This window comes from Pelagibacterium sp. 26DY04, assembly GCF_031202305.1.
GTDB lineage: Bacteria > Pseudomonadota > Alphaproteobacteria > Rhizobiales > Devosiaceae > Pelagibacterium.
Window position 1 is genome coordinate 1,869,936 of record NZ_CP101731.1, and the last position, 22,736, is coordinate 1,892,671.

General features: G+C 60.7%; 24 protein-coding genes and 3 tRNA genes. 18 read left to right on the forward strand and 9 right to left on the reverse strand.

Annotated elements, in window-relative coordinates:
• Positions 1 to 69: 69 nt before the first annotated feature.
• Positions 70 to 408 (reverse strand): P-II family nitrogen regulator, encoded by a 339-nt coding sequence (locus tag NO932_RS09090; protein ID WP_014130680.1) that lies wholly within the window; start codon positions 406 to 408, stop codon positions 70 to 72.
• Positions 409 to 753: 345 nt separating this feature from the next.
• On the opposite strand from NO932_RS09090, the gene NO932_RS09095 reads away from it, so the two are divergent.
• From NO932_RS09095 to NO932_RS09105, 3 genes are all read left to right on the forward strand, one after another.
• Positions 754 to 838, forward strand: a tRNA-Leu gene (locus NO932_RS09095).
• A gap of 46 nt (positions 839 to 884) precedes the next feature.
• The gene (gene tig, locus NO932_RS09100; RefSeq protein ID WP_309210882.1) at positions 885 to 2,273 is read left to right on the forward strand and encodes a trigger factor; all 1,389 of its coding nucleotides are present in this window, start codon (positions 885 to 887) and stop codon (positions 2,271 to 2,273) included.
• Between the two features lie 274 nt (positions 2,274 to 2,547).
• Positions 2,548 to 4,017, forward strand: coding sequence for an NAD(P)H-hydrate dehydratase (locus NO932_RS09105; RefSeq protein WP_309210884.1), 1,470 nt, complete (start codon positions 2,548 to 2,550; stop codon positions 4,015 to 4,017).
• 72 nt (positions 4,018 to 4,089) lie between these two features.
• On the opposite strand, the gene NO932_RS09110 is transcribed toward NO932_RS09105, so the two are convergent.
• Positions 4,090 to 4,392: a DUF3817 domain-containing protein gene (locus NO932_RS09110; RefSeq protein ID WP_309210886.1), complete on the reverse strand. Its 303-nt coding sequence runs from the start codon at positions 4,390 to 4,392 to the stop codon at positions 4,090 to 4,092.
• Between the two features lie 277 nt (positions 4,393 to 4,669).
• Here NO932_RS09110 and NO932_RS09115 point away from each other — a divergent pair, with 277 nt between their 5' ends.
• The 7 genes from NO932_RS09115 (at position 4,670) to NO932_RS09145 (ending at position 11,268) form a co-directional block, all read left to right on the forward strand.
• On the forward strand, positions 4,670 to 4,897 hold the full coding sequence (locus tag NO932_RS09115) for a hypothetical protein (protein WP_309210887.1): 228 nt from the start codon (positions 4,670 to 4,672) through the stop codon (positions 4,895 to 4,897).
• Between the two features lie 159 nt (positions 4,898 to 5,056).
• A complete protein-coding gene (locus tag NO932_RS09120) occupies positions 5,057 to 5,686 on the forward strand; it encodes an ATP-dependent Clp protease proteolytic subunit (RefSeq protein WP_309161340.1) in 630 nt (209 codons plus the stop codon).
• Between the two features lie 172 nt (positions 5,687 to 5,858).
• Positions 5,859 to 7,136, forward strand: a complete 1,278-nt coding sequence (gene clpX, locus NO932_RS09125; RefSeq protein WP_309210889.1) for an ATP-dependent Clp protease ATP-binding subunit ClpX — start codon at positions 5,859 to 5,861, stop codon at positions 7,134 to 7,136.
• 155 nt (positions 7,137 to 7,291) lie between these two features.
• Positions 7,292 to 7,669 (forward strand): hypothetical protein, encoded by a 378-nt coding sequence (locus NO932_RS09130; protein ID WP_309161337.1) that lies wholly within the window; start codon positions 7,292 to 7,294, stop codon positions 7,667 to 7,669.
• Between the two features lie 245 nt (positions 7,670 to 7,914).
• Positions 7,915 to 10,344: an endopeptidase La gene (lon, locus tag NO932_RS09135; RefSeq protein ID WP_309210891.1), complete on the forward strand. Its 2,430-nt coding sequence runs from the start codon at positions 7,915 to 7,917 to the stop codon at positions 10,342 to 10,344.
• Positions 10,345 to 10,741: 397 nt separating this feature from the next.
• A complete protein-coding gene (locus NO932_RS09140) occupies positions 10,742 to 11,017 on the forward strand; it encodes an HU family DNA-binding protein (protein ID WP_309161334.1) in 276 nt (91 codons plus the stop codon).
• Between the two features lie 175 nt (positions 11,018 to 11,192).
• A tRNA-Val gene (locus NO932_RS09145) sits at positions 11,193 to 11,268 on the forward strand.
• A gap of 98 nt (positions 11,269 to 11,366) precedes the next feature.
• Here NO932_RS09145 and arfB read toward each other — a convergent pair.
• Genes arfB through NO932_RS09160 form a run of 3 tightly spaced genes read right to left on the reverse strand, consistent with a single transcriptional unit; the run spans position 11,367 to position 12,343 of the window.
• Positions 11,367 to 11,798, reverse strand: a complete 432-nt coding sequence (arfB, locus tag NO932_RS09150; protein WP_309210893.1) for an alternative ribosome rescue aminoacyl-tRNA hydrolase ArfB — start codon at positions 11,796 to 11,798, stop codon at positions 11,367 to 11,369.
• 10 nt (positions 11,799 to 11,808) lie between these two features.
• Positions 11,809 to 12,123, reverse strand: coding sequence for a YbjQ family protein (locus NO932_RS09155; protein ID WP_309210895.1), 315 nt, complete (start codon positions 12,121 to 12,123; stop codon positions 11,809 to 11,811).
• Between the two features lie 10 nt (positions 12,124 to 12,133).
• Positions 12,134 to 12,343 (reverse strand): hypothetical protein, encoded by a 210-nt coding sequence (locus NO932_RS09160; RefSeq protein WP_309210897.1) that lies wholly within the window; start codon positions 12,341 to 12,343, stop codon positions 12,134 to 12,136.
• A gap of 244 nt (positions 12,344 to 12,587) precedes the next feature.
• Here NO932_RS09160 and NO932_RS09165 point away from each other — a divergent pair.
• Positions 12,588 to 12,664 (forward strand) — tRNA-Asp (locus tag NO932_RS09165).
• A gap of 147 nt (positions 12,665 to 12,811) precedes the next feature.
• On the opposite strand, the gene NO932_RS09170 is transcribed toward NO932_RS09165, so the two are convergent.
• The 4 genes from NO932_RS09170 to NO932_RS09185 form a co-directional block, all read right to left on the reverse strand.
• Positions 12,812 to 13,021 carry a hypothetical protein gene (locus NO932_RS09170; RefSeq protein ID WP_309161330.1) on the reverse strand — a complete coding sequence of 70 codons (210 nt, stop codon included), beginning with the start codon at positions 13,019 to 13,021 and terminating at the stop codon, positions 12,812 to 12,814.
• Between the two features lie 97 nt (positions 13,022 to 13,118).
• Positions 13,119 to 13,541 (reverse strand): hypothetical protein, encoded by a 423-nt coding sequence (locus NO932_RS09175; RefSeq protein ID WP_309210899.1) that lies wholly within the window; start codon positions 13,539 to 13,541, stop codon positions 13,119 to 13,121.
• 135 nt (positions 13,542 to 13,676) lie between these two features.
• The gene (locus NO932_RS09180; RefSeq protein ID WP_309161327.1) at positions 13,677 to 14,009 is read right to left on the reverse strand and encodes an I78 family peptidase inhibitor; all 333 of its coding nucleotides are present in this window, start codon (positions 14,007 to 14,009) and stop codon (positions 13,677 to 13,679) included.
• A 105-nt stretch (positions 14,010 to 14,114) separates the two neighbouring features.
• Positions 14,115 to 14,336: a hypothetical protein gene (locus tag NO932_RS09185; protein ID WP_309210901.1), complete on the reverse strand. Its 222-nt coding sequence runs from the start codon at positions 14,334 to 14,336 to the stop codon at positions 14,115 to 14,117.
• 193 nt (positions 14,337 to 14,529) lie between these two features.
• On the opposite strand from NO932_RS09185, the gene NO932_RS09190 reads away from it, so the two are divergent.
• From NO932_RS09190 to NO932_RS09220, 7 genes are all read left to right on the forward strand, one after another.
• A complete protein-coding gene (locus tag NO932_RS09190; protein ID WP_309210903.1) occupies positions 14,530 to 16,008 on the forward strand; it encodes an ABC transporter substrate-binding protein in 1,479 nt (492 codons plus the stop codon).
• A 22-nt stretch (positions 16,009 to 16,030) separates the two neighbouring features.
• Positions 16,031 to 16,978: an ABC transporter permease gene (locus NO932_RS09195; protein ID WP_309210905.1), complete on the forward strand. Its 948-nt coding sequence runs from the start codon at positions 16,031 to 16,033 to the stop codon at positions 16,976 to 16,978.
• Between the two features lie 56 nt (positions 16,979 to 17,034).
• Positions 17,035 to 17,799: an ABC transporter permease gene (locus NO932_RS09200; RefSeq protein WP_309211013.1), complete on the forward strand. Its 765-nt coding sequence runs from the start codon at positions 17,035 to 17,037 to the stop codon at positions 17,797 to 17,799.
• Positions 17,796 to 19,379, forward strand: coding sequence for a dipeptide ABC transporter ATP-binding protein (locus NO932_RS09205; protein WP_309210907.1), 1,584 nt, complete (start codon positions 17,796 to 17,798; stop codon positions 19,377 to 19,379). Before NO932_RS09200 ends, NO932_RS09205 begins: the two co-directional genes overlap by 4 nt.
• Positions 19,380 to 19,452: 73 nt before the next feature.
• Positions 19,453 to 20,106 carry a protein-L-isoaspartate O-methyltransferase gene (locus NO932_RS09210; protein WP_309210910.1) on the forward strand — a complete coding sequence of 218 codons (654 nt, stop codon included), beginning with the start codon at positions 19,453 to 19,455 and terminating at the stop codon, positions 20,104 to 20,106.
• Between the two features lie 152 nt (positions 20,107 to 20,258).
• On the forward strand, positions 20,259 to 21,665 hold the full coding sequence (locus NO932_RS09215; RefSeq protein WP_309210912.1) for a TolC family outer membrane protein: 1,407 nt from the start codon (positions 20,259 to 20,261) through the stop codon (positions 21,663 to 21,665).
• A gap of 236 nt (positions 21,666 to 21,901) precedes the next feature.
• Positions 21,902 to 22,582, forward strand: coding sequence for a DUF2497 domain-containing protein (locus NO932_RS09220; protein ID WP_309210914.1), 681 nt, complete (start codon positions 21,902 to 21,904; stop codon positions 22,580 to 22,582).
• The last annotated feature ends 154 nt before the right edge of the window (positions 22,583 to 22,736 follow it).

Genomic DNA, 22,736 nt, shown 5'->3' on the forward strand with positions numbered 1-22,736 from the left:
AAGTTTGTTGTTTATCGCGCGTTTGTTCGGGAGGAGGTTTCGCGCGCCTGTCTCTAATTGACTACGCCCTTAAAGGGCTTCGTCTCCGCTTTCGCCCGTGCGGATTCGAATGGCCTGTTCGACCGTCGAAACGAAAATCTTGCCGTCGCCGATGCGGCCGGTCTGGGCCGCGTTGCGAATGGCCTCGATGGCCTTGTCGGCCAACTGGTCGGGCACGACGACCTCGACTTTGACCTTGGGCAGGAAATCGACGACGTATTCGGCGCCACGATAGAGCTCTGTGTGGCCCTTCTGACGGCCGAATCCCTTGGCTTCGGTGACCGTGATGCCCTGAAGCCCGACCTCTTGCAGGGCTTCCTTGACCTCATCGAGCTTGAAGGGTTTGACGATGGCCTCGATCTTTTTCATGTCCACGTCTCCTCTTTGGTTCGGGACCGGTTGGCCGGTTGAATGCATGGGCTGTGCCAGTCGGAAGTCCGGGGATAGAAAACAAGTCCCATCAATGTCTTGTTGGAATATGCTAATCACCCCTCACAATTCGCCGTCGCCTCCTTTGCGCAAAAAACGGGCAACTTGCACAAACGTTGTGCAGATGAGTTGGCGCTGCGTTGCGGCAAATGACTAAGAAGGCGGCAGAGGCGGAAACCTCAGGGCCACCCCACGCCGGGCAGGGTGGTTTTCAATCAAGCTTTGACTGGAAAGGGAAGTTGGGCTAGGACGCGTGCCAACTCGGCGCCCGGCGTACGAGATCACGCGGGTGTGGCGGAACTGGCAGACGCACTGGATTTAGGTTCCAGCGCCGCAAGGCGTGGAGGTTCGACTCCTCTCACCCGCACCACTATCGCCGGCCAACCTCGAATATTCAAAGACGGGATCGAACAGAAATGAATGTGACTGAAACTCTGAACGAAGGGCTGCGCCGCAAGCTCGATGTGACCATTCCGGCGACGGTGCTCGCATCCAAGCTCGACGAAAAGCTCGACGAGGTTCGGGGCAAGGTTCAGCTCAAGGGCTTCCGGCCTGGCAAGGTGCCGACCGCGCACCTCAAGAAGGTCTATGGCCGTTCGCTGATGAGCGAAGTGCTCCAGGATTCGATCAACGACACCGTCAACAAGACGCTCGAGGAACGTTCGGAAAAGGCCGCCAGCCAGCCCGAGATCGACCTGTCCGAGGACCAGGCGGTGATCAACCGCGTGCTCGATGGCGAAGGCGATCTGCAGTTTTCGGTGAGCTACGAAGTGCTGCCGCCTGTCGAGCTGATGGATTTCTCCACCATCAAGCTCGAGCGTCCGGTGGTCGAGGTGACCGAGAAGGACATCGACGAGGAAGTCGAGAAGTTCTTCAAGCAGAACCGCGGTTATGAGGACAAGGGTGACGAAGGCATCGTCGAAAATGGCGACCGCGTGGGTCTTTCCTTCGTCGGCAAGATCGATGGCGAGCCGTTCGAAGGCGGTTCTGCGGACCACACCCACCTGGTCGTGGGATCGGGCCAGTTCATCCCCGGTTTCGAAGAAGCTCTGATCGGCATCAAGAAAGGCGAGGAAAAGACCATCAAGGTCACCTTCCCCGATGACTACCAGAACGAAGAGCTGGCCGGAAAGAAGGCCGAGTTCGACGTCAAGATGCTGCATGTCGACGGACCCAAGGCCGATGTCGAGCTCAATGATGAGTTCGCCAAGACGCTCGGGCTTGAAGACCTCGCCGCTCTCAAGAAGGCGATCGGCGACCAGATCGAGGCGCAGAACAAGAACCTCTCCCAGCAGCGGCTGAAGCGCCTGGTGCTCGATGCGCTGGATGAAGGCCACAAGTTCGACGTGCCCGAAAAGCTCGTCGAGGCGGAGTTCAACGCCATCTGGAACCGCGTGAAGCACGAGGTGGAGCACCACGGCAAGACCTTCGAATCCGAAGGCACCACCGAGGAGAAGGCCCGCGAGGACTACCAGAAGATCGCCGAGCGCCGCGTGCGCCTGGGGCTGGTGGTTGCCGAGATCGGCAATGTTAACGATGTGACGGTGACCGACGAAGAGCATCAGCAGGCGCTGATCGCCGAGGTCCGCCGCTTCCCCGGCCAGGAACAGCAGGTCTACGACTACTACCGCAAGAACCCCAATGCGCTGGCAAGCCTGCGGGCGCCGATCTTTGAGAACAAGGTTGTCGATTTCGTGGTGGAAAAGGCCGATGTCACCGACAAGCCGATCGGCCGCGAAGAACTGGTGAAGCTGGTTCGCGAGGGCGAGGACAGCTTCGACATCGACAACGATCACGAGCACTAGGCTCGCACGTTTGTTGGGTTTGAAAAGGGGCCGCGAGGCCCCTTTTGGTTGCGGGGCGCCGAGGATGAAGCGACGTGTGGCGTTTCTTCCGATGCAACGCTGGATTTCGGGAACAAGAATGACGGTTGGAGGTGGTCGGCTGCAGCCAAGCCACCGCTGTTGCTTGCGATCACGGCCACGTTATCGACACAGACATGATTTCAAACGGGCTCCGCAACGCTTGCGGGGTCCGCTTCGTTTAGGGGAGCCCTATCAGCTTCGGAGTTCCTTTCGCGTGCAGGACCTGCTTACTCCAAAACAGATGGCCCTGGCCGACAAGCTCGCTGTCGAAAACGGCGTGGCGTCGATGACGCTAATGGAGAATGCGGGGCAGGCGGTCGCTTATGAGGTCAGCCAGCGGTTTCCGCTTCAGCCGGTGCTCGTGCTCTGCGGGCCGGGGAACAATGGCGGAGATGGTTTCGTGGTCGCGCGCCTGCTCTCGGAGCGCGGATGGCCGGTGCGGTTGGGGCTGACCTGCGCCAAGGGTGAGCTCAAGGGCGACGCGGCGATGATGGCGCGGATGTGGGGCGGGAGCATCGAAAAAGCGCAGCCTCAGATGTGTTCCGACTTCGGGATCATCGTCGATGCGCTGCTCGGCGGCGGATTGTCGCGGGACGTCGACGAGGAGATGGCCGGACTGGTGGAGGCCATCAATGCCAGTGGAGCGCAGGTGATCGCCGTCGATATTCCGACAGGGGTGGATGGCGAGAGCGGCGAGATCCGCGGCGTGGCGGTCAAGGCGAACCTGACGGTGACGTTCTTCCGGCACAAGCCCGGACATCTGCTCGAACCGGGGGGCGGGCTGTGCGGGGAGGTATTGCTGGCCGATATCGGTATTCCCGATGCGGTGCTGGCGGAGATAGACGTCAAGCTCTTTGAGAACGATCCCCGACTATGGCGATTGCCGGTGCGTGAAACCGCCGGGCACAAATTCGATGCGGGACATTGCGTGGTGGTGTCGGGAGACGCGCTGCACACCGGAGCGACGCGGCTTTCCGCCATGGGCGCGGCGCGGATCGGGGCGGGGCTGGTAACGCTGGCCGGCGAACGCGAGGCGTTGATGGTGCATGCGGCGCATGTCACCGCGATTATGCTGGCCGAGGCGGCGGACGCGGAAGAACTCGCTGAACTGTTGGAAGATGTCCGCAAGAACGTCGTCGTGATGGGGCCGGGGATGGGAGTCGACGTCCGGACGCGGGCGATGGTGCTGGCCGCGCTGGAAAGTGGGGCACGGTTGGTGCTGGACGCGGACGCGATGACGAGCTTCGAGGGCGAGTCCGAGACGCTGTTCAAGGCGATCGGCAGGCGCGAGCCGGGATCGGTGGTGCTGACGCCGCATATGGGGGAATTCAAGCGATTGTTCGGGGAAATCCAGGGCGCCAAGACCGAAAAGGCGACAGCGGCGGCTGAACGCTCGGGTGCGGTCGTGCTGCTCAAGGGCTCCGATACCGTTATCGCCCATCCTGAGGGGCGAGCGGTGATCAATACGACGGGGACGCCGCTGCTGGCGACGGCGGGGGCGGGCGACGTGCTGGCAGGGCTGATCGGAGGATTGCTGGCCCAGGGGATGGACACGCTCGGAGCTGCATGCGCGAGCGCTTATATTCACGGGCGAGCGGCCACGGCGTTCGGCAAGCGCGGCATGGTAGCCGAGGATCTGCCGGGGATGGTGCCGGTGGTGCTGGACGATATCGCGCTTTATTAGGCGGGGCTTATTCTCGGCAATCCTCGGGCCGAGCCCGAGGGGAGAGCTCCGAAAAGGCCGCATTGCGGCCGCTTATGCGCTGGCGAGCTCGAGTTCGGCCTGCTTGCGCTTGAGGAAGGGGTCGTTGAGGAAGGTGCCGAAGGGGAAGAAAGAGGCGATCGTCGTCCGGGCCCATTCGAGCGGAGTGAAGCCTTTGCCCCAAAGCGCGGCAATCATAGCCACGATGTAGGCGATGAAGGCCCAGCCATGGATCATCCCCACCGGCGGCACGAGGCCGGGGGTGTCGAACCAGTATTTCAGGGGCATGGCGACGAGGAACAGCGCCAGGGTGGTTACGCCCTCGATAAGGGTGATGATGCGGAAGATTTTGAACATGAAACTCTCTGCTTAAAATCAAGGCGCTAAACGATATTCAGCGCGCGGCGGTATGGCTGGTTTCCGGGATCAAGCCAGGCTCGGCTTGCGGCACACCTGTACCAAAATCCAACCATGAACGGTCTGTCAGCGTGACCGGTCGTCGCGGTTACTGCCTATTTGAAGACTGACATTGAGCGGCTGGCGTAAAGCTGCGACAGCGCAAACTGGCCATGCCCCCCGCCTTGCCATGGCCGGAAATTTCGTTAGGGAGAGGCAGATCAATAAGGAGAGCATCGTGAGCGACCTTACCGTTTCCCAGGCGATCGACGCCATCTACGCCTCGATCAAGAACGACAATGAAGAGCTCGACGCCCATGTCGCGACCCTCAAGGCCGCCATGGCGCGCGAAGGGGTCAAGGAAGCCGTGTTCGAAACCGCAAAGCTCGCCCAGCCCAACCGGCAGGGGCGCAAGCTCATGCAGTCGTATTTCCGCAAAAAGGGCGTGGCCATCAGCTTTGAGTGAACCGGGCTGGGCATTAAGCATGCGTCATAATTGGGCCACTGTGAGGCTTGCTATTGAAGTCGAACAGCGCCAAGCCTATGTGACTTTTACCAGCCCTTAAGCAGCGTTCGCCTGCAATCTGGCGACATGCCGAATCTTTCCCCGGGGGAGTTACCCAATATGCGAGATCCCGTCGATCTTTACATGAACACGCTCGTGCCGATGGTGGTCGAGCAGTCCAATCGCGGCGAGCGAGCCTTCGACATCTATTCGCGCCTGCTGCGCGAGCGCATCATTTTCGTGACGGGCGTCGTCGAGGACAATATGGCCTCGGTGATCGTGGCGCAGCTCTTGTTCCTTGAATCGGAGAACCCGAAAAAGGAAATCGCGATGTACATCAATTCGCCCGGCGGGGTGGTGACGGCAGGGCTGTCGATCTACGACACCATGCAGTTCATCCGGCCCAAGGTGCAGACCCTGTGTCTGGGGCAAGCGGCTTCCATGGGCTCGCTGCTTTTGACTGCCGGCGAAAAAGACATGCGCGGCTGCCTGCCGAACGCCCGTGTCATGGTTCACCAGCCTTCGGGCGGTTACCAGGGTCAGGTGACCGACATCATGATTCACGCTCGCGAAGCGGAGAATCTGAAGCGCCGGCTCAATGAAATCTACGTGAAGCACACCGGCATGGAGTACCAGCAGGTGGAAGACCTTCTCGAGCGCGACAAGTTCCTCAGCCCTGAAGAAGCCAAGGAACTCGGCCTTATCGACCACGTTCACGAGAAGCGGGCACTGCCCGAAGGCGGAGCATAAGTCTCGCCCTATATAAAACTGGTGGCGGGCGCCAAGAATGCGCCCGTGCCGATTGCGCCCCGGCTTATCGATCTTTATGGTCGGAGTGACAAATTGTTCATGTGTCGTCGGCTAGCGTTGTAGGTCGGCGAAACGAATACTCAAGCGTTTGCAACGCTTCCGGAGTTGCTAGATGTCCAAGGAAAATTCGAGCGGAGAATCCTCAAAGAACACGCTGTACTGCTCGTTCTGCGGGAAATCCCAACACGAAGTCCGCAAGCTGATCGCCGGACCCACCGTATTCATCTGCGATGAATGCGTGGAATTGTGCATGGACATCATCCGCGAGGAATCGAAAACCTCGATGGTCAAGTCCGCAGATGGCGTGCCGAGCCCGGCCGATATCTGCAAAGTGCTCGACGATTACGTGATCGGCCAGCGGCGTGCCAAGCGCGTGCTGTCCGTTGCGGTTCACAACCACTATAAGCGCCTGCACCATGCGACCAAAAACCAAGATGTGGAGCTTTCTAAATCCAACATCCTGCTGATCGGTCCGACCGGCTGCGGCAAGACGCTGCTGGCCCAGACGCTGGCGCGCATTCTCGACGTGCCCTTCACCATGGCCGATGCCACCACGCTGACCGAAGCCGGTTATGTGGGTGAAGATGTCGAGAACATCATTCTGAAGCTTCTGCAGGCTGCCGACTACAATGTCGACAAGGCCCAGCGCGGCATCGTCTATATCGACGAAGTCGATAAGATCTCGCGTAAATCCGACAACCCCTCGATCACCCGTGACGTTTCGGGCGAGGGCGTGCAGCAGGCGCTTCTCAAGATCATGGAAGGCACCGTGGCTTCCGTGCCGCCACAGGGCGGACGCAAGCATCCGCAGCAGGAATTTCTGCAGGTGGACACGACCAACATCCTGTTCATATGCGGCGGCGCGTTCGCCGGGCTCGAAAAGGTCATCGCGGCGCGCGGCGAGGGGTCTTCGATCGGCTTTACGGCTGCCGTCAAGGACCCGCAGGATCGCCGCGTAGGGGACGTTCTGGCCGAGGTCGAGCCCGAGGATATGGTTCGGTTCGGACTGATCCCTGAGTTCATTGGCCGTCTGCCCGTGATCGCGACGCTCGAGGACTTGGATGAGGATGCGCTGGTGCAAATCCTGTCCGAGCCCAAAAATGCGCTGGTGCGCCAGTATCAGCGGCTGTTTGAGATGGAAGACGTGGAACTGACCTTCCACGAGGACGCGCTCAAGGCCATTGCGCGGCAGGCCATTGCCCGCAAGACCGGTGCGCGCGGCCTGCGCTCGATCATGGAAGCAATCCTGCTCGACACCATGTACGATTTGCCTTCGCTCGAAGGTGTCGAGGAAGTGGTGATTAGCCAGGAAGTCGTCGAGAACAAAGACGTACGGCCGCTCTATATCTACGCCGAGCGCGCCAAGGAAGACATGAAGTCCGGCGCTTGATCCAGTGCCAAGCGACTGAAATGACGGGTCCGGACCGAAAGGTTCGGACCCTTTTCGTTTCCAGAGACGGAATTTGGCTTCGCGGCGGTTTTCCCGATCGGTAAAGCCGATTATTGTCCCTGAATGATCAAGCGCTGATGATTTAGGGGACGGACATGAAGCTCTCGAAATATGCACTCGCCATCGGTGTGCTGCTCGCAGGCGCCGGTACCGCAACGGCACAGCCGCAGACGAAACTGGTCAACGGGCTGGACAAGGCTATGATCCAGGCGATCTGGTGCAGCGCTCTGTTCTTCGAAGAATCTTATTATCACGAGGCGGAAAGCGATGAGGCGCTCCGCTACGAAGATCTTGCGTTTGATCTAGGTGCCGATATCGACACCCTCCTTTTGGATCACGGCATGCGGCAGGAAGAGGTCGATGAGATTTGGTCGATTTTCGATTCGGCTGCCTATGATCTTGCCGAAATGGATGACGAGAGCTTCCTGGTTCAGGTCGAAACATGCGAAAGCAATTACGACAACCTGCTCTGAGAGTAGATTTCCTTCGTTTACCCGAATTTGCAGGGTCTGCGCCCAGCGCATGCCGCCTTTGCCGTACTTGAAACGAGGAAATCGGCAGCGGCGAACTTGTGAACGCGCGCCATTGCCCTATCTTAGTGGACGAAGAGTCGTTTCGGTTGGCAGATCCTACACAGGGTTAGGCGCTTACTGAACGCAATACACTACAAGTTGCCGGGCACATTCCTCCCAATCCGGCAACGGCGAAAGGATAGTCCATGTCCGATACCACCAAACCCTCTGCAGTCCCGTTCGACCGCGACAAGGTGTATCCCGTCCTGCCGCTGCGCGACATCGTCGTGTTTCCCTCGATGATCGTCCCGCTGTTCGTGGGACGCGAGAAGTCCGTGCGCGCGCTCGAAGAGGTGATGCGCGAGGACAAGCATATTCTGGTGGTCACCCAGAAGAACGCGCAGGAAGACGATCCGGCGCCCGACGGCATCTACGAGATCGGCACGATCGCGTCGGTGCTGCAACTGCTCAAGCTGCCCGACGGCACCGTCAAGGTGCTGGTGGAAGGCCTGCATCGCGCCAAGATCGAGAACTACGTCCAGACCGAGAATTATTTCGAGGCCCAGGCCGAAGTCCTGCCGGTCGAAGGCCATGACGCAGTCGAGGCCGAGGCCCTGGCGCGTTCGGCGGTGACCGAGTTCGAAAACTACGTCAAGCTGAACAAGAAGATCTCTTCAGAGGTTGTCTCGGCGGTCACCCAGATCGAGGAGCACTCCAAGCTGGCCGACACGATCGCCAGCCATCTGGCCGTCAAGATTCAGGACAAGCAGGATATTCTCGCGACTCCGTCCGTCACGGAACGGCTGGAGCGGGTGCTGGGCCTCATGGAAGGCGAGATCGGTGTGCTGCAGGTCGAGCGGCGCATCCGCAGCCGGGTCAAGCGCCAGATGGAGAAGACCCAGCGCGAATACTACCTCAACGAGCAGATGAAGGCGATCCAGCGCGAGCTGGGCGATGGTGAAGAAGGCGCCAATGAGCTCCAGGAGCTCGAGGAGCGCATCGCCAAGACCAAGCTTTCCAAGGAAGCGCGGCAGAAGGCCGACGCCGAGATGAAAAAGCTCAAGCAGATGAGCCCCATGTCGGCCGAGGCGACCGTCGTTCGCAACTATCTCGACTGGATGCTGAACCTACCCTGGGGCAAGAAGTCCAAGATCAAGCGCGACCTTAAATTTGCCGAGGGCGTGCTCGATGCCGATCACTATGGCCTCGAGAAGGTCAAGGAGCGCATTGTCGAGTACCTTGCCGTTCAGAGCCGGACCGGGAAGCTCAAGGGGCCGATCCTGTGCCTTGTCGGTCCTCCGGGTGTCGGTAAGACCTCGCTGGCCCGCTCGATCGCCAAGGCGACCGGACGTGAATATGTCCGCATGAGCCTCGGCGGCGTTCGGGACGAAGCGGAAATCCGCGGCCACAGGCGAACCTATATCGGGTCGATGCCCGGCAAGGTGATCCAGTCGCTCAAAAAAGCAGGCAAAGCCAATCCGCTGTTCCTGCTCGACGAGATCGACAAGATGGGTCAGGATTTCCGCGGCGATCCGTCGTCGGCGCTGCTCGAAGTGCTCGATCCGGAGCAGAATTCGACGTTCAACGACCATTACCTCGAAGTCGATTTCGACCTTTCGGACGTAATGTTCGTGACGACGGCCAATACGCTCAACATCCCCGGGCCGCTGCTCGACCGCATGGAGATCATCCGGCTTTCGGGCTACACGGACGAGGAAAAGTGGGAAATCTCCCGCCGGCACCTCATTCCCGAGACCCTCAAGGAGCATGGGTTGCGGGCGGAAGAGTTCGAGCTGCCGGACGAAAGCCTGACGCTTCTGACGCGGCGTTACACCCGCGAGGCCGGTGTGCGTAACCTCAAACGCGAGATCGCCAACCTGATGCGCAAGGCGGTCAAGGATATTCTCCTGACCGGCAAGAAGAAGATCGTGGTTACTCCCGAACTCGTCGAAGAGTATCTGGGCGCTCCGCGGTTCCGCTATGGCGAGATCGATGCCGAGCCGCAGGTGGGCGTCGTGACCGGGCTGGCCTGGACCTCGGTGGGCGGCGAGCTGCTGACCATCGAAGGCATCATGAGCCCTGGCAAGGGCAAGATGACCGTCACGGGCAACCTCAAGGACGTGATGAAGGAGTCGATTTCGGCTGCCGCCACTTACGTCCGTGCCAGAGCGCTCGACTACGGGATCAAGCCGCCCCTCTTCGAGAAGCGCGACATCCACGTGCACGTGCCGGAAGGTGCGACGCCCAAGGATGGACCTTCGGCTGGCATCGGCATGGCTACTGCCATCGTTTCGGTGATGACGGGTATCCCCGTGCGCCACGACGTTGCGATGACCGGTGAGATCACGCTTCGTGGTCGGGTATTGCCGATCGGCGGGCTCAAGGAAAAGCTTCTTGCCGCTCTGCGCGGCGGTATCAAGAAGGTGCTGATCCCAGAAGAGAACGTGCGTGACCTTAAGGAAGTGCCGGCCAACGTCAAGGAAGGCCTGGAGATCGTTCCGGTGAGCCGGATGGGCGAAGTGCTCGAGCATGCGCTTCTCGAGATGCCGCAGGCGATCGAATGGACCTTCGATGATGACGCCAAGCCGGTGCCGGCCAGCGAAGGCGACGACACCGGCGCGGCACTGCCGCACTGATCCTTCGGTACGAAAAACCCAGACGGCGCCTCCTTGTGGGGCGCCGTTTCGTTTGTTGGGCCAGATCGGTGCAGATGCGTCGACGGTGGCATGATCCTTTGAGACCGGTGGCGGCGAATCAAGGCCAGGCCATGGGACCAATGATGGAATAGCGACTGATGAGAATCGCAGGCTGACCGGGGTTGTGACTGATTCGCCGGGCGGGAGCGCGTTTTGTGGTTAACTTTATCGCGAGGGGCTTGCCACAATTTGAGGGGGAGGGGGATTTCAGGCCGTTTTGCACGTCAAAACCGCCTGAATCCCGCAGTTTTCCTTGCTTTTGCCCTGGAATCGTAAAAGGGTGATGCCGCTTCCGCTCGTCCTTTGACGGATGGGCATATCATTGTGAGGAAACGCTATGAACAAGAACGATCTGAGCGCGGCGGTCGCCGAGAAAGCTGATCTCACCAAGGCCCAGGCGGCAGCGGCAGTCGATGCTGTTTTCGATGCCATCACCTCGGCGCTCAAGGGCGGCGACGAAGTGCGTCTGGTGGGCTTCGGCACTTTCGCTGCCAGCCAGCGCAAGGCCACCAAGGGCCGTAACCCGGCGACTGGCGCGGAGATCGATATCCCCGCTTCCAACCAGCCCAAGTTCAAGGCCGGCAAGGGCCTCAAGGACGCGCTGAACGCATAAGTTCTGCTTTTAGCGGCTTTTGGCGACCCCGGTCGGTTTTCGATCCGGGGTCTTGCCTTTTCTTCCCCTCCGCTTGGCCGGACCGCTATTGACGGGACGGGGGATTGCGCCTAATCAGGCGCGGCATTCGCGCCGGCGATATTTCAAGCCCGCGCGCTTCCGCATTTTGCGGCAAGGGCGATTAGCTCAGTTGGTAGAGCGCCTCGTTTACACCGAGGATGTCGGCAGTTCGAGTCTGTCATCGCCCACCATCGCTTTTAGGCGATTTTCGTTTTCTTCTTCACAGCCGAGATTTGATGCGGGCTCTTGGGTTGGTAGCCGATGAGCCTTCCCCAATTTAGACTGCGATTCAATCGACCGATGGCTTACGTTGCCGCAGGGCCTTTACCGCGCCGCGGCGGGTTTTTGTGTCCATCCGCCGCTGCTTGGAGGCGAGGGTGGGGCGTGTGGGACGACGCTTACGGGGGATGATGGTGGCAGAGCGGATCAGTTCGGCAAGACGGGTGAGCGCGTCGGCGCGGTTGAGGGGCTGAGTGCGGTGTCGATCGGCGGTGATGATGATGACGCCATCGCGCGTGGCGCGGGCGCCGGCCTTGGCAAGGAGCCGCGTCTTTACCGGTTCGGAAAGAGATTGAGAGGCCGGCACGTCGAAACGGAGCTGCACCGCCGTTGCGACCTTATTGACGTTCTGGCCGCCAGGCCCGGAACTGCGCACGAAACTCAACTCCAACTCGGAGAGCGGAATCGAAAGCGTGGATGTGATTTCGAGCTGTTCGGGCATTGGCTGGAAGTCAGTCGAGCTTGACGGCGGTGCCGTAAGCAAGAATTTCGGCGGCGCCTTGGGAAATGGCAGAGGTGGAGAATCGCATGGCGATGATGGCTTCCGCTCCCATGGCCTGAGCGCTGGCAACCATGCGGTCATAAGCCTGTTCACGCGCCTCGGCGAGGAGTTTGGTGTATTCGGGCACTTCACCCCCGACGATATTGCGCAGGCCCGCGACGATGTCGGTGCCAACATGGCGGGCGCGAATGGTGTTGCCGCGAGCGATTCCCAAGGTCTCACCAATCGTGCGACCGGCGATGGTTTCGGCTGTGGTGACGATCATCGGGCAGCTCCTATTTGTCGACAGTCCTGTCGTAGTGGTCATCTTCGGCATTGTTGAGCCGCTGATGGATGACGACGGCCAGCAATCCAAAAATCACAGCAATGAGAACAAGCCCGAACACGCCAAAGGGCACGACGGAGAGCATGCCAGTGATCGCCACCCCCAGCCAGAGGAGCGCAAAGACAATGACGATGGCGAGCGCTATGGCATCGAGTCGCATAAACGGTGCTCCGACCAAGGGGCTAACATTATTTTAGCAGTGTCAGGTGCCATGCGACAGTTTTTTGAAAGGAAAGGAGCGCGCCAAATCAAGGATTTACGGATGTTTTGGGGTGCCGTCGGAGCACGCGAATGGGGAAAGCGCATTTTCTTGGCAAAAGGGGAGGGGAAGCCGCTTGACTTGGGCAGGGGACCCCGTTAAACGAAGCCCACCTTGCGGGGGCCGAAGCGCTTCCGACACGCAAGGGGGTGTAGCTCAGTTGGTTAGAGCGCCGGCCTGTCACGCCGGAGGTCGCGGGTTCGAGCCCCGTCACTCCCGCCACTTTCCTCCAGTATTACGATGATCTGACAGTTGCATGACAGGTGTTCAACGCCTGCAAACGCGGCTGGATGTTGTCCGTTACTACGGACAAAATGGGGCCCGGCTTGAACCGAACCCCATTCGTTCGCATGATACGAAGTCTAGGCGTCAGCGCATTTCTTCGGAAATCGCCACGCCGGCAGCGCCACCACCGGCTGCGCCGAGAATCGCGCCGGGAGTCCCAGCGACCGCGCCGCCCACGGCGGCACCCGTCGCGCCACCGATAGCGGCACCCGCCATGTTGTGCTGAGTCGACGTGCAGGCGGTGAGCGAGAGAGCGCCAACAACGATCAGCGCGGCAGAAGTGAGCTTTTTCATTAGTTTAATCCTCCAAAGGATCATTCAAGCGCACAAGCTCTAGGGGCCGAGCTTGTTTCAACCGTGACGATTTTTTGGCAAATGATAGTCGCGCGCATTATTGCGTGAATTCGTGGAGCGTGCCGTCCTCATAAACGAGAGCGCTGACACAGGCGATGGTGACGATATCGTCGGGATGGAGTTGCTCAAGCCGTTCGAGCACGGTGCCGGCGACGACATCCTCGTGAATGTAGGGCCGGGCGGGGGGAATGCCTTCGGCGCGCTCGAGGATGAATTCCCCGATTCTCTCGCCCAGCACATCCTCGAAGCGAATTGTGCCGTCGATCAGGCGTATACCCAAATCACCCTGAGGCTGAAGGGTTACTCTGATGGCCTTTTCATCGCCTTCGCTCTGGGACTCACCGAGTTCCCATTGTTCGACAGTGAGAATGCCTGCCGATTGCCCGTTCAGGCACTCGATTGCCAAGCCGCCCGGTATGGTGAGCGCCAGGGATGTGAAAGCCAAAAGTAACCGTCGCATTACAACCTCCTGAAATGAGAGGGAAATGCGGCTGGGGCCCTGCAGGTTTCACATTGAGCTGGATGGGAAGCTTCACAACGTCGAAATGGTGCGAAGGAAGAGGGGGAGCCGGGCCGCCGAGCGGCCCGGACCGGCTCAGGCGCAATAGGCGCGCACGAGATTGCCTGAAGCATCGACCTCAAGGTTGAGGCGATCGGCGCGGAAATCCTGGGTGACGGCCATGCCTGGGGTGATGACACGCAGGCTGCCGGGGACCGTGATCGGCTCACCACCCACGCGAACGTCCTGGGGCGTGCTGCCAACCACCGACTGACCTGTCTGGCCGGACAAAGCTTGGGCGCCGCAATCGACCGGGGGTGGCATAGAGGTATCGGGTGGGTTGGCCGTACTCGAACAACCAGCCAGAGCCACGGCCGAGGCCAAAGCTAAGCCGGCAAGTGCGGATGATTTTATCTTGGTGGTGGGCATGCACGTCTCCTGTCGATGGACTTTAAGATCCGGGTAAACTGCAAGCGGACAACGAAAAAGGCCGGAAAACGATCCGGCCTCATCATTTCCGTCGATCGACACCGATCAGTCGCGAGGAGAGAAAAGTTTGCGCACGCCGCCTTTTACCCAGCGGCGGAAATGGCCGAAGCTCTCGCGCGCATCGCCGCGTAGATCCTGATAGATGCCCGACAGCATGAGGCCCAGATCGCGAAGGTTCTCGATCCACTCAGGCTCCGGTGCAGTCATCGCCGTTTGGGCGCGACGGGCGCGCAGACGGAAAAGAAGCGAGTTTTCGTTGCGGGCCATATCCAACCCCTCGTGCTATCGTTACTCAATCGTTGTCAATATAAGTGTGGCGAATGCAAGGACAATGTCGATCCGCCATCAATGTTCCACAAGGTCGCCCGCCGTTGTCTTGCGGAGCGATCGCGCATAAGGGTTGAGTGGATCGGTCCGGCGGGAATCGGCCGCCGGCCCATGGGACGGAAGGAAAGTGTCGATGCGCCAAGCTCTTCGGATCGCGACGGTTCTAGTTCTGGCGGTATTTTCCGCAGCGCCGGCACTCGCCCAGCGAACCGATATCGTCGTGGGGCTGGTGCTGGAGCCACCGCATCTCGATCCAACCTCAAATGCGGCAGCCGCGATCGATGAAGTGGTCTATGCCAACGTCTTCGAAGGGCTGACGCGGTTCGCGCCCGACGGGCAAATCGTGCCCGGACTGGCCGAAAGCTGGGACGTTTCCGAGGACGGACTGGTCTACACGTTCCATATCGCGCAAGGCGTGACCTTCCATGACGACAGCACGCTGACGGCCGAGGACGTGGTTTTCTCTCTCGATCGTGCGCGCGGCGAGGATTCGGTCAACGCGCAGAAATTCCTCTTTGACGATATTGAAAGCGTCGAGGCGAGTGACGAGAGTACCGTGGTGGTGACGCTGGCGCGGCCGAACGGAAATTTTCCCTTCAACATGGCATGGGGGGATGCGGTGATCGTGGCGCCGGAAAGCGCTGACACCAACACGACGAATCCGATCGGCACCGGTCCATTCCGATTCGAAAGCTGGCGGCAGGGAGACAGCGTGACCCTGGTTCGCAACGAAGATTACTGGGGCGAGGCGGCGCTGCTCGAGCGCGCGACCTTCAGGTTCATTTCCGATCCCACGGCGGCCTTTGCGGCAATGATGGCAGAGGACGTCGACGCCTTTCCGGTATTTCCCGCACCAGAAACCCTTATCCAGCTCCAGTCCGATCCGCGCTTCGAGGTTGTGGTCGGTACCACTGAAGGGGAGACAATTCTGGCCATGAACAACCGCCGCGAGCCGCTGGACAATGCGCTGGTGCGAGAGGCTATTGCGCATGCCATCGACCGGCAGGCAGTGATCGACGGCGCGATGTTTGGATACGGCACGCCAATCGGCACGCATTTCGCGCCGCATCATCCTGCCTATGTCGATCTGACCGAGCTATCGGCTTATGACCCCGAACGCTCGCGTGAGCTTTTGGCTGAAGCCGGCGGCGATGACCTTCGGCTGTCATTGGCCCTGCCGCCGCCGGTTTATGCCCGAAGGGGCGGGGAGATCATCGCGGCGCAACTCCGCGCGGTCGGCATCGAGACCGAGATCGTCAATGTCGAGTGGGCGCAATGGCTCGAGCAGGTGTTTGGCAATGGGGATTTCGATCTGACCGTCATTTCCCATACCGAGCCGCTCGATATCGAGATCTATGGGCGCGAGGATTACTATTTCGGCTATGGCGCGCCCGAATTCCAGGAGATCTGGGATGAGCTGAACCGTACGGCGGATCCTGAGGCGCGGAACGCTCTGTTGGGCGATCTGCAGCGCAACATTTCGGAGAATTTCGTCAACGCCTATATTTTCCAGCTCGCCAAGGCGGGTGTGGAGCGGGTGGAACTCGAAGGCCTATGGGTAAACGCGCCGACGCAGGCGACCGATCTGACCAAGGTGCACTGGGTGCAGTGATGGAAGCCCTTGGGGCGGCGCCATGGTGAGCTTCGTCCTGCGGCGACTGGTTTCGCTGGCGGTCAGCCTTGCCGTGGCCAGCGTGGTTATCTTTTTCGTGCTCGAAGTGCTTCCCGGAGACCCCGCCCGGTTCATGCTCGGCCTGAACGCTTCGCCTGAAGCTCTGGCGGCGCTGCGGAGCCAGTTGGGGTTGGATGCCCCGGTCCTTGTGCGGTTCTGGGACTGGGCCGGCGGCATGATGCATGGGGATTTCGGGATCAGCTACACCTACCGCGTCCCTGTGGCCGAATTGATCGGCGCGCGGCTGTGGGTGTCGCTGCCGCTGGCCATCTATGCGCTCGCGCTGGCGATGCTGATCGGCATTCCGCTCGGCGCGCTCGCGGCGAGTGGGCGCGACACGCCGGTCGATTTCGGCACGATGGGACTGGCGCAGGTCGGCATCGCGCTGCCCAATTTCTGGTTTGCCATGCTGTTGGTGCTGCTGTTTTCGGTGACGCTACGCTGGTTTTCCTCGGGCGGGTTTCCAGGATGGGAGGACCCGGGAGCGGCGCTGGCGGCTCTTACGCTTCCCGCCACTGCCCTGGCCCTGCCACAGGCGGCGATCCTGGCAAGAGTGATGCGCTCGAGCCTCATCGATACGCTCGATGAGGATTATGTGCGGACCGCCCGGGCCAAGGGGCTTTCGCGCCGGCAGGCGCTGTGGCGGCATGCGTTTCGCAACGGCTTGATTCCGGTGCTGACCATTATGGGATTGCAGTTTTCCTTTCTTCTGGCCGGCGCCATCATCATCGAGAACGTCTTCTACCTGCCGGGATTGGGGCGGCTGGCGTTCCAGGCGATTTCGTCCCGTGACCTGATCGTCGTGCGTTCGGTGGTGATGATTCTGGTGTTCGCGGTCATTGTCGTGACCTTCCTCGTCGATATCGGCTATGCGGCCATCGACCCGCGATTGCGGCGGACCGTTCGTTGAGGCGGGCGGGACTCAATCTTAAGACGGGAGCCGTGCTGACCGGCGTGTTGGCGGCAATGGCGCTGGTCTCGCTGGTCTGGACGCCTTTCGATGTCACGCAGATTTCAGTCGGAGCGCGGTTGCAGCCGCCTGGGGCAGAACACTGGCTGGGCACCGATCATTTCGGACGCGACATGTTTTCCATGATTCTCGTTGGCGCGCGGACCTCGATCGCAGTTGCGCTTGTAGCCGTGGGGCTGGGGATGGCGGTTGGCGTGCCGCTGGGGCTGGTTGCCGCGGCACAGTCGGGCAGATGGATCGATGATGTGGTCATGCGTGGGAACGATCTGGTTTTCGCGTTTCCGGCGCTGATCATTGCCATCCTCATCACTGCGGTGTTCGGGCCAGGGGCGATTAACGCGATCATCGCGATCGGGATTTTCAACATACCCGTATTCGCGCGGCTGACGCGCGGGGCGGCGCTGTCGGTGTGGCAGCGCGAATTCATCATGGCGGCACGGTTGGCGGGTAAGGGCAGGGCGCTGATCTCGCTCGAACACATCCTGCCCAATATCGCCAACATGTTGATTGTGCAGGCCACGATCCAGTTTTCGCTCGGGATCCTGGCCGAAGCGGGACTGGCCTATGTGGGGCTTGGGGCGCAACCTCCGCTACCGAGTTGGGGCAGGATGCTGGCGGAGGCACAAACGATGATCGCGCTGGCTCCGCATGTGGCGCTGGTGCCGGGGCTTGCGATCGTTTTTTCCGTGCTGGGGCTCAACCTGCTCGGAGACGGCTTGCGCGACCTTTTCGATCCACGTTTGCGCGTGAGGGCGGCATGAGCCTTCTCGAAATCAAGCAGTTGAGTCTTGCGATCGGCGGCAAACCGATTCTCGACGGGGTGTCGCTTGAGATCGGCGCGGGAAAGGTGCTTGGGCTGGTCGGGGAATCGGGTTCGGGAAAATCACTAACGGCGCTATCGATCATGGGGCTGCTGCCGTCTGGCGCTGCCCGGACGGGACGGATTTTATTCGAGGGACAGGATCTAGCCGCTGCGGGTGAAAAGGAGATGGACGCACTGCGCGGGCAGGCGATCGGCATGATCTTCCAAGAGCCGATGACCGCGCTCAATCCATTGATGACCATCGGCGACCAAGTCGCCGAAACTGTCCGTGTGCATCGGCGTATGGGGAAGAAAGAGGCGCGGGCGCTGGCAGTGGAGACGCTGGAGCGGGTGGGACTGGCCAGCATCGCTCCCGACCGGTATCCGCACGAGCTTTCCGGTGGGCAGCGGCAACGGGTGGGGATCGCGATCGCCATCGCACTGCGACCGAAGCTTCTGATTGCCGATGAGCCGACAACTGCGCTCGACGTGACGACGCAGGCGCAGATTCTCGATCTGCTCCGCAGCCTGGTGCGCACCGACGGCATGGCTCTGATGCTGATTACTCATGACCTCGCCGTGGTGTCGCAGATGGCCGACACGATTGCAGTGGTGCAGGCTGGGCAAGTCGTGGAAACCGGGCCAACGGCCAATCTGATCGCGGCACCCCAGCATCGGTACACGCGGAAGCTTCTGGCTGCGACAACGCATGTGCCGCGCCGACCGGTGCGGAAAGCGAGCGGAGAGATTCTGTTGTGGGTTGATGGGGCAGTTAAGGAGTACCCACTGGGACACGGTCTGCGGCTGGGGCCACGTAAAGCGTTCCGGGCGTTGGATGGCGTGGGGCTGACGGTGGCGCGCGGGGAAAGCGTGGGATTGGTCGGGGAGAGCGGCAGCGGGAAATCGACGCTGGCGCGAACCATTCTCGGGCTTGATGCACTGTCCGAAGGGCGGATCGAATTTGCGGAGCAGACAATAAGCTCGGCGGGACGAGCGGCGCGGCTAAGGTTGCGCGACATGCAGATGGTTTTCCAAGATCCTTACGGTTCGTTCGATCCGCGCCATAAGGTGGCTCGGCTCGTTGCTGAGCCGCTGCATCTGCTGGGAGATGACGCGCCGCGGGGAGCGGAGCGGGACGGGCTGGTGGCGCGGGCACTCGATGCGGTTGGAATCGGCCCCGAGGCCGCGCAGAGATATATCCATGAATTCTCCGGCGGCCAGCGCCAGAGGATCGCGATTGCGAGGGCGCTGATCGTCGAGCCGGCGCTGATCGTGCTCGATGAGGCTGTTTCGGCGCTGGACGTTTCAATCCGCGCACAGGTGCTCGATCTTCTGGCCGATATCTCGCAGCGATCGCAAATCGCGTATCTCTTTATCGCCCACGATCTTGAGGTCGTTCGGACCATTACCGACAGGGTATTGGTGATGCAGGCGGGGCGGATCGTGGAGGAGGGGCCGACGCAGGAGGTGCTCGACGCCCCGCGGCATGACTATACCAAGACCCTCGTCGCGGCTGCGCCGAAACTTGCGATCCAGTAAAGCTTGCGCGGGGTATCGGGCGACGGTATTGAGCAGCTTATCAGCGCTACATTCACGACTGGGGCATTGAACGATGGTGGACTTTGCACGTGCTCGCCGCACCATGGTCGACAACCAATTGCGGACCAGCGGAATCACGGATTGGCGGATTCTCGATGCGATGAATCGCGTGCCGCGGGAGCGTTTCGTGCCCGACCATCAAGTCGCTTTTGCCTATAGCGACGAGGATATTCCGCTCTCGCCAAGCCGCGTGTTGGCAGCACCTGCTGATTTTGCTCGCATCGTGCAACTGGCCGAAGTGAGCAGCCAGGATGTCGTGCTCGATGTGGGATGCGGCACTGGGTATTCCACGGCGGTGCTTTCGATGCTGGCCAATGCCGTGGTGGCACTGGAGAGCGATGAAACGCTGGCCGGCAAGGCCAATGATATTCTCGCCGATCTCGACATCGGCAACGCGGCCGCGGTTGCGGGGCCGATCGAAAACGGCATCGGAAAGGAAGCGCCGTTCGACGTCATCATCCTTGAAGGTTCGGTTGATATCGTACCACCCGCCTTGTTCGAGCAGCTTCGTGATGGCGGACGATTGGTCGCGGTCCTGGGCAGCGGAAATGCGGCGGTCGCACATCTCTATGTCAAGTCCGGAGATGAAGTCGGCGGAACATCGGCGTTCAATGTGAACCTGCCGGTTTTGGGGAAGTATGCGGCCTCGCCAGCGTTCGTTTTCTGATACGCAGCCGGAAGCTCGCTCATGGCGATCACCTCAGGGTGTTGCCGACTCACAACTGATGCAATCTTGATGCAATGTAGCCAACAATAAGAATTGGATACGGCGTCCATTTGGCGTTGAATACCAACTAGCAGGCCCATAGGTATGGGGGCGTGGCGCTGGAGGCCGCGATTATGTTGTTTTTTCGCGTAATGAAATTTGGCGCAGTTGCGCTATTGGGGCTTACGGCAACGGGTGCACAGGCGCAAAGCCTGACTTCGGCGCTGGCCTATGCCTATGAAAATAACCCGGAAATTGCTTCCTCATTCATCGCTGTGCGTTCGGCGCGGCAGGATGTGATCGAGGCGGGCGGCGCGCACCTTCCCACGATTGGCGCGCAACTGAGCATTAATCAGACGTTCACGAATGCGCCCGAGACAACGGGGCCAGGCGGTGTGCCCATGGGGGGAACGAGCAGCACCACCAGCGACAGCATCGGACTCAATTACCAGCAAAATCTCTGGGATAATTTTGCCAGCGACGCGGCGATGCTCGCCGCGCAGGCAGCTTACGAGGCTCAAGCGTTTTCGGCAGCCAATACTGAACAGACGGTGCTGTTGAACGCCGCCACATCCTATTTCAACGTTCTGCGCGACCGGCGACTGGTCCAGATTGCCGAGGAGAACCTTGGCTTCGTTCAGGCCCAGTTGCAATCCGCACGGGATCGGCTGGAGCTCGGTGAAGGCACCGAACTCGACGTGGCTCAAGCGCAGGCGGCTGTGGCACAGGCGACCGCTGCCTACCAGGCCGCCCGCAGCAGCCTTCTTTCGAGCGAAGCTTCCTATCAGCTCAATGTCGGGCGTGAACCTGGCGCGCTGTCGAGCGGTTTCGTGACGGCCAACATGCCCAGTTCGATCGATTCGGCACTGGCCGCGGCGCGCACCGGGCATCCGGCCTTGCTCGCGGCGCAAGCGCAGGTGCGTGCTTCCGCGCATCAGGCCGACCAGATCGACGCCAGCTTTGGCCCCCAGCTTTCGCTGAGCGCCAACGCCGGGGTCAGCGGGTTTACGGGGGATGATGGCGTCACCCAGCAGGCGCAGATCGGCCTCAATCTCTCGGTTCCGATCTATACCCCGAGCCGAGACCCGAGTGTCGAACGTGCCAACCTCGCGCGCATCAGCAGCGAGTTGCAGTCGCTTTCCACCTACAACACGCTCGAAGAAGCGATTCGCAGCGGCTGGGCAGGGGTGCAGACCGCTACCGCCCAGATCGAAGCCACCACGGCCGCCGTTGCCGCCAGCCGACTGGCGCTCGAAGCGGTGATCGAACAGAACGAGCTGGGCCAAGCGACGACGTTGGATGTTCTCGATGCTCGCGCGGACCTGCTGGCTGCAGAAGAGCAACTTGTCCAGGCCCAGGCGCAGCGGGCACTGGCCAGCTATTCGCTTCTCTCGGCTACCGGGCGGATGACCGCCACTCAGATGGGGCTGCCCGTTCAGCCGCGCACGGTTGAAGGTGACGTGATCGTTCCCGTTACGACCGCGCCGGTCCAGGCCGATGCCTGGAGCGGGCTGCGATAAACTACTTATGACCTCGCTTTTCCGTGGATTACCGCGGGGTAGCGGGGTCGTCCCCTTTCCGGGCGCGAAACTCTCACGTTAAGGTATTGTAAAGCGAATCAACAATTTCGCCGTTGGACGCTTAGCATCGAGTAACGGCCATCTTGGCCAGAGAGTTTGTGATGGCGTTCTCGGAAATGCTCCGAGGCGCCAGAGAGCGGGGCAACATGAACCAGCCGGCATCCAAAGAACCGACCATGGACGAGATTCTCTCGTCGATCCGGCAGATCATCGCCGATGACGACGAGGCGGCGGCGCAGAAAATGCCGTCGAGCAAGCCAGCCGTGCTAAAGCCGGTGCCGGCGCCCGAGCCGGTTTCCGCACCTATGTCGGTAGCCACCGATATCGATCCGTTCAGTGATGACGACGATGACGTCGTCGCGCCTTTGGCGCTTTCGCCGGAACAGATCGTCAAAGATGCGCCTCCGGCTGAGCCTGAACCTCAGGCGGAAGAACAAGACATGCCATCTGCTGAGAGCCTTCAAGGCGCTGCCGAACTGGTGGTTCCGGACGACGTTGCTTTCGAACAGGACAAGGACGAGGAACCGCAGCCCGAGACAGAGCCTCAAGCCAAGGCTGAGGCCAAGCCGGCAAGCTTTGCGCAGGCTGCTCCGATGCCGGATGCAGGTCTCAGCAGCGATCTGGCCGAGGAACTGCTCGAACCGGCAACGAGCGCGGCCGTGCGCAGCGCTTTTTCCAAGCTCAATACGCCCAAGCTCATGCCGGACCTCGCTCTTGGGGCAAGCGGATTGACGATCGAAGGGATGATCCGCGAAATGTTGCGCCCCATGCTCAAGGAATGGCTGGAAGAAAATCTTCCCTCCATGGTTGAGCGCATCGTCGCTCAGGAGATCGAGCGGGTTTCGCGCGGCGGTTGACTTCGCCCGCCGGCTTGGCTTTACACAGAAGCTGAATTCCTTTTCAGACCCGCTCCAGGCCCGGAGCGGGTCAGATCGTTTGGCGTGGCGCCGGACGGTTCAAGCGTTTGTTCTATCGCGCTTCCAGACCGCGGAAGGGTATTTCTGCAGGAAG

Excerpts from the sequence above, each read along its gene's own strand:
- NO932_RS09090 (WP_014130680.1), bottom strand. The coding sequence starts at position 408 with ATGAAAAAGATCGAGGCCATCGTCAAACCCTTCAAGCTCGATGAGGTC.
- tig (WP_309210882.1), top strand. The coding sequence starts at position 885 with ATGAATGTGACTGAAACTCTGAACGAAGGGCTGCGCCGCAAGCTCGAT.
- NO932_RS09110 (WP_309210886.1), bottom strand. The coding sequence starts at position 4,392 with ATGTTCAAAATCTTCCGCATCATCACCCTTATCGAGGGCGTAACCACC.
- NO932_RS09120 (WP_309161340.1), top strand. The coding sequence starts at position 5,057 with ATGCGAGATCCCGTCGATCTTTACATGAACACGCTCGTGCCGATGGTG.
- clpX (WP_309210889.1), top strand. The coding sequence starts at position 5,859 with ATGTCCAAGGAAAATTCGAGCGGAGAATCCTCAAAGAACACGCTGTAC.
- NO932_RS09130 (WP_309161337.1), top strand. The coding sequence starts at position 7,292 with ATGAAGCTCTCGAAATATGCACTCGCCATCGGTGTGCTGCTCGCAGGC.
- lon (WP_309210891.1), top strand. The coding sequence starts at position 7,915 with ATGTCCGATACCACCAAACCCTCTGCAGTCCCGTTCGACCGCGACAAG.
- NO932_RS09140 (WP_309161334.1), top strand. The coding sequence starts at position 10,742 with ATGAACAAGAACGATCTGAGCGCGGCGGTCGCCGAGAAAGCTGATCTC.
- arfB (WP_309210893.1), bottom strand. The coding sequence starts at position 11,798 with ATGCCCGAACAGCTCGAAATCACATCCACGCTTTCGATTCCGCTCTCC.
- NO932_RS09155 (WP_309210895.1), bottom strand. The coding sequence starts at position 12,123 with ATGATCGTCACCACAGCCGAAACCATCGCCGGTCGCACGATTGGTGAG.
- NO932_RS09160 (WP_309210897.1), bottom strand. The coding sequence starts at position 12,343 with ATGCGACTCGATGCCATAGCGCTCGCCATCGTCATTGTCTTTGCGCTC.
- NO932_RS09170 (WP_309161330.1), bottom strand. The coding sequence starts at position 13,021 with ATGAAAAAGCTCACTTCTGCCGCGCTGATCGTTGTTGGCGCTCTCTCG.
- NO932_RS09175 (WP_309210899.1), bottom strand. The coding sequence starts at position 13,541 with ATGCGACGGTTACTTTTGGCTTTCACATCCCTGGCGCTCACCATACCG.
- NO932_RS09180 (WP_309161327.1), bottom strand. The coding sequence starts at position 14,009 with ATGCCCACCACCAAGATAAAATCATCCGCACTTGCCGGCTTAGCTTTG.
- NO932_RS09185 (WP_309210901.1), bottom strand. The coding sequence starts at position 14,336 with ATGGCCCGCAACGAAAACTCGCTTCTTTTCCGTCTGCGCGCCCGTCGC.
- NO932_RS09190 (WP_309210903.1), top strand. The coding sequence starts at position 14,530 with ATGCGCCAAGCTCTTCGGATCGCGACGGTTCTAGTTCTGGCGGTATTT.
- NO932_RS09195 (WP_309210905.1), top strand. The coding sequence starts at position 16,031 with ATGGTGAGCTTCGTCCTGCGGCGACTGGTTTCGCTGGCGGTCAGCCTT.
- NO932_RS09200 (WP_309211013.1), top strand. The coding sequence starts at position 17,035 with ATGGCGCTGGTCTCGCTGGTCTGGACGCCTTTCGATGTCACGCAGATT.
- NO932_RS09205 (WP_309210907.1), top strand. The coding sequence starts at position 17,796 with ATGAGCCTTCTCGAAATCAAGCAGTTGAGTCTTGCGATCGGCGGCAAA.
- NO932_RS09210 (WP_309210910.1), top strand. The coding sequence starts at position 19,453 with ATGGTGGACTTTGCACGTGCTCGCCGCACCATGGTCGACAACCAATTG.
- NO932_RS09220 (WP_309210914.1), top strand. The coding sequence starts at position 21,902 with ATGGACGAGATTCTCTCGTCGATCCGGCAGATCATCGCCGATGACGAC.